The sequence below is a fragment of the Arthrobacter sp. 2YAF22_2 genome (genome assembly GCF_052114645.1).
Classification (GTDB): domain Bacteria; phylum Actinomycetota; class Actinomycetes; order Actinomycetales; family Micrococcaceae; genus Arthrobacter.
The window spans coordinates 1-4,881 of sequence record NZ_JBFRFD010000282.1; the positions used below are offsets into that span (position 1 = coordinate 1).

General features: G+C 68.4%; 5 protein-coding genes. All 5 read left to right on the top strand.

Annotated features, from left to right (window positions below):
• Positions 1-733: TatD family hydrolase (locus AB4Y86_RS12145; RefSeq protein ID WP_441402480.1), on the top strand; the 733-nt coding region annotated here is incomplete at its 5' end.
• Between the two features lie 279 nt (positions 734-1,012).
• Positions 1,013-2,194 carry a ubiquitin-like domain-containing protein gene (locus AB4Y86_RS12150; protein ID WP_441402481.1) on the top strand — a complete coding sequence of 394 codons (1,182 nt, stop codon included), beginning with the start codon at positions 1,013-1,015 and terminating at the stop codon, positions 2,192-2,194.
• Between the two features lie 192 nt (positions 2,195-2,386).
• Positions 2,387-3,226: a 16S rRNA (adenine(1518)-N(6)/adenine(1519)-N(6))-dimethyltransferase RsmA gene (gene rsmA / locus AB4Y86_RS12155; RefSeq protein ID WP_441402484.1), complete on the top strand. Its 840-nt coding sequence runs from the start codon at positions 2,387-2,389 to the stop codon at positions 3,224-3,226.
• A 124-nt stretch (positions 3,227-3,350) separates the two neighbouring features.
• Entirely contained in the window at positions 3,351-4,313 is a 963-nt protein-coding gene (locus tag AB4Y86_RS12160; protein ID WP_441402482.1) for a 4-(cytidine 5'-diphospho)-2-C-methyl-D-erythritol kinase, read from the top strand.
• Positions 4,314-4,395: 82 nt separating this feature from the next.
• Positions 4,396-4,881 (top strand): ATP-binding cassette domain-containing protein (locus tag AB4Y86_RS12165; RefSeq protein ID WP_441402483.1); only part of this gene is annotated, 486 nt, incomplete at its 3' end.

Here is a 4,881-nt window from a genome sequence, read left to right on the forward strand (position 1 = left end):
CAGCAACCGGGCATCCTGCTCGACAGCCCGCACGGTGAAACGCGCGATCCAGGTGGGATGCGATCTTGAGTCGTCGCGTTTCACCGTGCGGGCTGTCGAGCAGGATGCCCGGTTGCTGGGCGCGGTCGCACTGCACCCCAACGACGCCCCCGCTTATGCAGCCCGGGGGGAGCTGGAGGACGCGCTGGCGGAGATCGAAGCACTCGCAGCCCACCCGCGGATCCGAGCCATCGGCGAGACCGGCCTGGACTTCTTCCGCACCGAGGGGGAGGGGCTGGCCCACCAGCGGTACTCCTTCCGCCGCCACATAGACATCGCCAAGCGGCTCGGCCTGACGCTGCAGATCCATGACCGCGACGCGCACGACGACGTGGTGCAGGTCCTCCGCGAGGAGGGCGCCCCGGAGCGGGTGGTCTTCCACTGCTTCTCCGGCGGCGAGGAACTCGCCCGGACGTGCAATGAGGAGGGCTGGTTCATGTCCTTCGCCGGGACCGTGACCTTCAAGAACGCGGTCAACTTGCGTGCGGCCCTGGCCATTGCCGAGCCCGGACGGCTCCTCGTCGAGACGGACGCCCCGTTCCTTACCCCGCACCCGCACCGGGGCAGGCCGAACGCCAGCTACATGGTTCCGTACACGGTCCGTGCCATGGCGGAATTGACAGGCCGGGAGCTCTCCGAGCTGTGCGCCCGGTTGGCCGAAAACACGGTGCAGGCCTACGGAACCTGGGACTAAAAACGTCCTCCGCCGCCACTCTGAAAACATACCGAGTATGCACAAAATCTTGGTTGGTTTATAACGCTACGGTTACAGTGGTCAACTATTAGCCGGGGTCGGGGAAGGCCTACGGATAATTTCACTCCCTTCGGGCGCACCGCGGTAAAGAAACCACGTGTGCGCTCTCGCTTGGAAGTGTGGCGGTGCCCGCGTTTTCCGCAAACATCCGGACCTGTTCCGGAACTGCCCCTGGGGTGTTTGCGCCGGGGAAACGTGAGCGCTTTTCCCCGTGCCCGGATGGTCCAACAGATATGGGCAATCGTGGTCAAGTTCTTCACATCGGACGGCAAGGTCAGCGTCGTCAAAGTCGGCGCCCAACTCGTGGTGCTTGTGGCACTCGTACTCGGGCTCGTCGCCTTCGTTGGCAACAACAAGACGGTCACCCTCAACGTCGACGGGAAAGTGAGCTCCGTCCAGACGTTCGGCGGGACCGTCGGCCAGGTGGTCCGGGCCGCCAAGGTGGAACTGCAGTCTGCGGACAAGGTCTCACCCTCGGCCGACTCCCATGTGCAGGACGGTTCCGTCATCAACGTGAACCTTGCCAAAGCTGTCAAGGTCAGCGTGGACGGCGCGGAGCGTACCATCAACACCACGGCGCCCACCGTCGAACGGCTGGTCAGCGAGCTCGGCGTCGCCAGCGCTTCCGAAGTTTCCGCCCCGAAGGACGCGCAGCTCGCGGTTTCCGGCTCCTTCGTCAGCATCTCGACGCCGAAGGCCGTGACCATCGTCGCGGACGGCAACGCCACCCAGACCACCACGACGACGGCCACCGTGGGGCAGCTGCTCGCGGACGCCGGCATCAAGCTTGGCGCCAGCGACCGCATCTCCCAGCCCGACAACGCCCACGTCGTCAACGACATGGTCGTCAAGGTCTCACGGGTCGACACCACCAAGACCGCGGACGCCACTGAGGATGTCCCGTTCGAAACCCTCACCACTGAAGACGCGACCATGCTCAAGGGTGAGAAGACGGTCACCCAGGCCGGCACTGCCGGCAGCATGAGCAAGAGCTTCAAGCTGGTCCTCGTTGACGGCCGTGAGGCCTCCCGGACCCTGGTCTCGCAGAGCGTCACCGTCCAGCCCGTGACCCAGAAGGTCTCCGTCGGCACCAAGGAGAAGCCCAAGGCCGAGGCGGCGGCTGCCGCCAACACCGGCGCCGCTGCCCCGGCGATGATGAACGAAGCGATGTGGGACAAGATCGCCCAGTGCGAGTCCGGCGGCAACTGGGCCATCAACTCCGGGAACGGCTACTACGGCGGCCTGCAGTTCGATGTCTCCTCCTGGCTGGCCAACGGTGGCGGCGCGTACGCGCCCAACGCAGCTGCGGCCAGCAAGGCTCAGCAGATCGCGGTAGCCAACGCGTACTACGCCAAAGCAGGCCTGCGCCCTTGGGGCTGCGGCTGGGCGGCGTCCAGCTAACTGCAGGCACGCCCCGCGGCGCCTGACCTGCGCCTCGTGGCCCGTTCGAAGGCCGGCCCCTGAACCCTCGGGTTCTCGGGGCCGGCCTTCGTCGTTGTTGCCGCGGGATAGGATACCTAGGTGACTGAACCGACCCCCTCCGCCGCCGTCGAGCCTTCCGGAAAGACGCCCTCGGACGCCCCGGCGCAGCTCCTGGGCGCCTCCGACATCCGCCGGCTGGCCGAGGAGATCGGTATGCGCCCCACCAAGACCCTGGGCCAGAATTTCGTCATCGACGGCAACACCATCCGGCGCATCGTCGGCGTCGCGGATATTGGCGCGGAGGAGACGGTCCTCGAGGTCGGCCCGGGGCTGGGGTCACTGACCCTGGGCCTGCTGGACGCCGCCAGGGCCGTGGTCGCCGTCGAAATTGATCCGGTCCTGGCCGCCAAGCTCCCCGACACCGTCGGCCGGTGGCGCCCCGACGCCGTGGAGAACTTCCACCTTGTCCTCGCCGACGCGATGAAGGTCACCGAGCTGCCGGTGCAGCCCACCGCGCTGGTGGCCAATCTTCCCTACAACGTGGCTGTCCCCGTCGTGCTGCACCTGCTCCAGCACTTCCCGAGCCTGCGGCACGGCCTGGTCATGGTGCAGGACGAGGTCGCGGACCGGCTCGCGGCGCCCCCGGGCTCCAAAACCTACGGCGTGCCGTCGGTCAAGGCAGCCTGGTACAGCGGCATGCGCAAGGCCGGCGTCATCGGCATGAACGTGTTCTGGCCGGCGCCCAAGATCCATTCCGGGCTGGTTGCCTTCACCCGCCGGGAACCGCCCGCCACCACCGCCACCCGGGAACAAGTCTTCGCCGTGATCGACGCGGCCTTCGCCCAGCGGCGCAAGACCCTCCGGGCCGCACTGGCGGGCTGGGCCGGCAGCGCCGCCGAAGCGGAACGCTGCCTCCGGGCCGCCGGCGTCGACCCCACCGCCCGGGGCGAGGTGCTTGACATCGCCGCCTTTGCCCGGATCGCCGAAGCACAAGCCCAGCCCGTCTCCTGACCTCAGGGGCCGCCGCAGCGGTCCGCCGGGAACGCCGGTGGCTGCCGCGTGGACTCGCCGGACGGTCTTCCGGACTTGACGCTGCTGCTTGGAGCCGCGGCCTGCCATGCCATAGCGTGGAGCCATGAACGCAGTGAGAGGGCGCTTTTCCGCGAGGACCGTCCGGGTCAAGGCACCCGGCAAAGTCAACGTCTCACTGGATGTCGGGCCGCTGCGCGCCGACGGGTACCACCCGGTGGCCAGCGTCTACCTGGCGGTGTCGCTCTACGAAGAGGTCGCGGCCACCAGCACGGACACCGGCGAAATTACGGTCGGCCTCAGCCCGGCCAGCACCCTCGACCTCGACGACGTCGACATCCCGCTCGACGAACGCAACCTCGCGTACAAGGCCGCGGCCATCATGAGGGACGTCTCAGAGCATTCCACCGGCGTGCACCTGGAAATCACCAAGCGCGTCCCGGTCGCCGGAGGCATGGGCGGCGGCTCGGCCGACGCCGCGGCCACCCTGCTGGCCTGCGACGCGCTGTGGAACAGCGGGCTCTCACGCGACGAACTCGCCCACCTGGCGGCCGAACTCGGCGCTGACGTGCCGTTCTCCCTGCTGGGAGGCACCGCCGTCGGACTCGGTGTGGGCGACGACCTGTCTCCGGCGCTGGTCAAGGCCCAGACTGACTGGGTGCTGGTCACGGCGGACTTCGGCCTGAGCACCCCGGAGGTCTTCCGCACCCTCGACCGGCTGCGCGCCGCAGAGGGGGCGCAGATCGAGGCGCCCACCGAGGTGGACCCGCGGGTCCTCGCTGCCCTCCGCGGCGGCGACGCCGACGCGCTCAGCAGGGTCCTCGTCAACGACCTGCAGCGGGCCTCCATTGAGCTGGCGCCCGGACTCCGCGATGTGCTGGGGCTGGGCGAATCCTGCGGCGCGATTGCCGGGATCGTCTCCGGATCGGGGCCGACCGTGGCGCTGCTGGCCCACAGCCCGGCCGCCGCCGAGGGCCTTGCCGCGGACCTGCGGCACCACGGCCTCGACGCCATGGCGGTGCACGGCCCCGTGCACGGCGCCCGCATCATCTCCGATACGCTCCTTTAGGGGCGCGGACCGGATCCACCCCGGACATACCCGGCCCGAAGCGCCTTTGGCTCCACCATTTCACCTAGGAAAGCAGTTCCCCGTGGCACACCTTCTCGGCGGCGAAAACCTCACCGTTTCGTACGCGACGCGCACCGTCCTGGACGGCATCACCCTCGGCCTTGAAGAGGGCGACCGGATCGGCATGGTGGGCCGCAACGGCGACGGCAAATCCACGCTGATGCGCCTGCTGGCCATGCGCTCCACCCCGGACTCGGGCCGGGTGACGAAGCGCAGCGAGGTCAACATCGGCTACCTGGACCAGAGCGACGTCCTGGACGGCGACCTCACCGTCGGCGCCGCCATCGTCGGGGACCAGGCCGACTACGAATGGGCCCGCAATCCGAAGATCCGTGAAGTCATGGGCGGACTGGTGTCCGACGTCGACTGGCACGCCAACGTGCATGCGCTCTCCGGCGGCCAAAAGCGACGCGTCGCGCTGGCCAAGCTGCTGATCGAAGACCACGACGTGATCATGCTCGACGAGCCGACCAACCACCTCGACGTCGAGGGCGTCGCGTGGCTGTCC

Coding starts and splice junctions, on each gene's coding strand:
- AB4Y86_RS12150 (WP_441402481.1), top strand. CDS start 1,013: ATGGTCCAACAGATATGGGCAATCGTGGTCAAGTTCTTCACATCGGAC.
- AB4Y86_RS12160 (WP_441402482.1), top strand. CDS start 3,351: ATGAACGCAGTGAGAGGGCGCTTTTCCGCGAGGACCGTCCGGGTCAAG.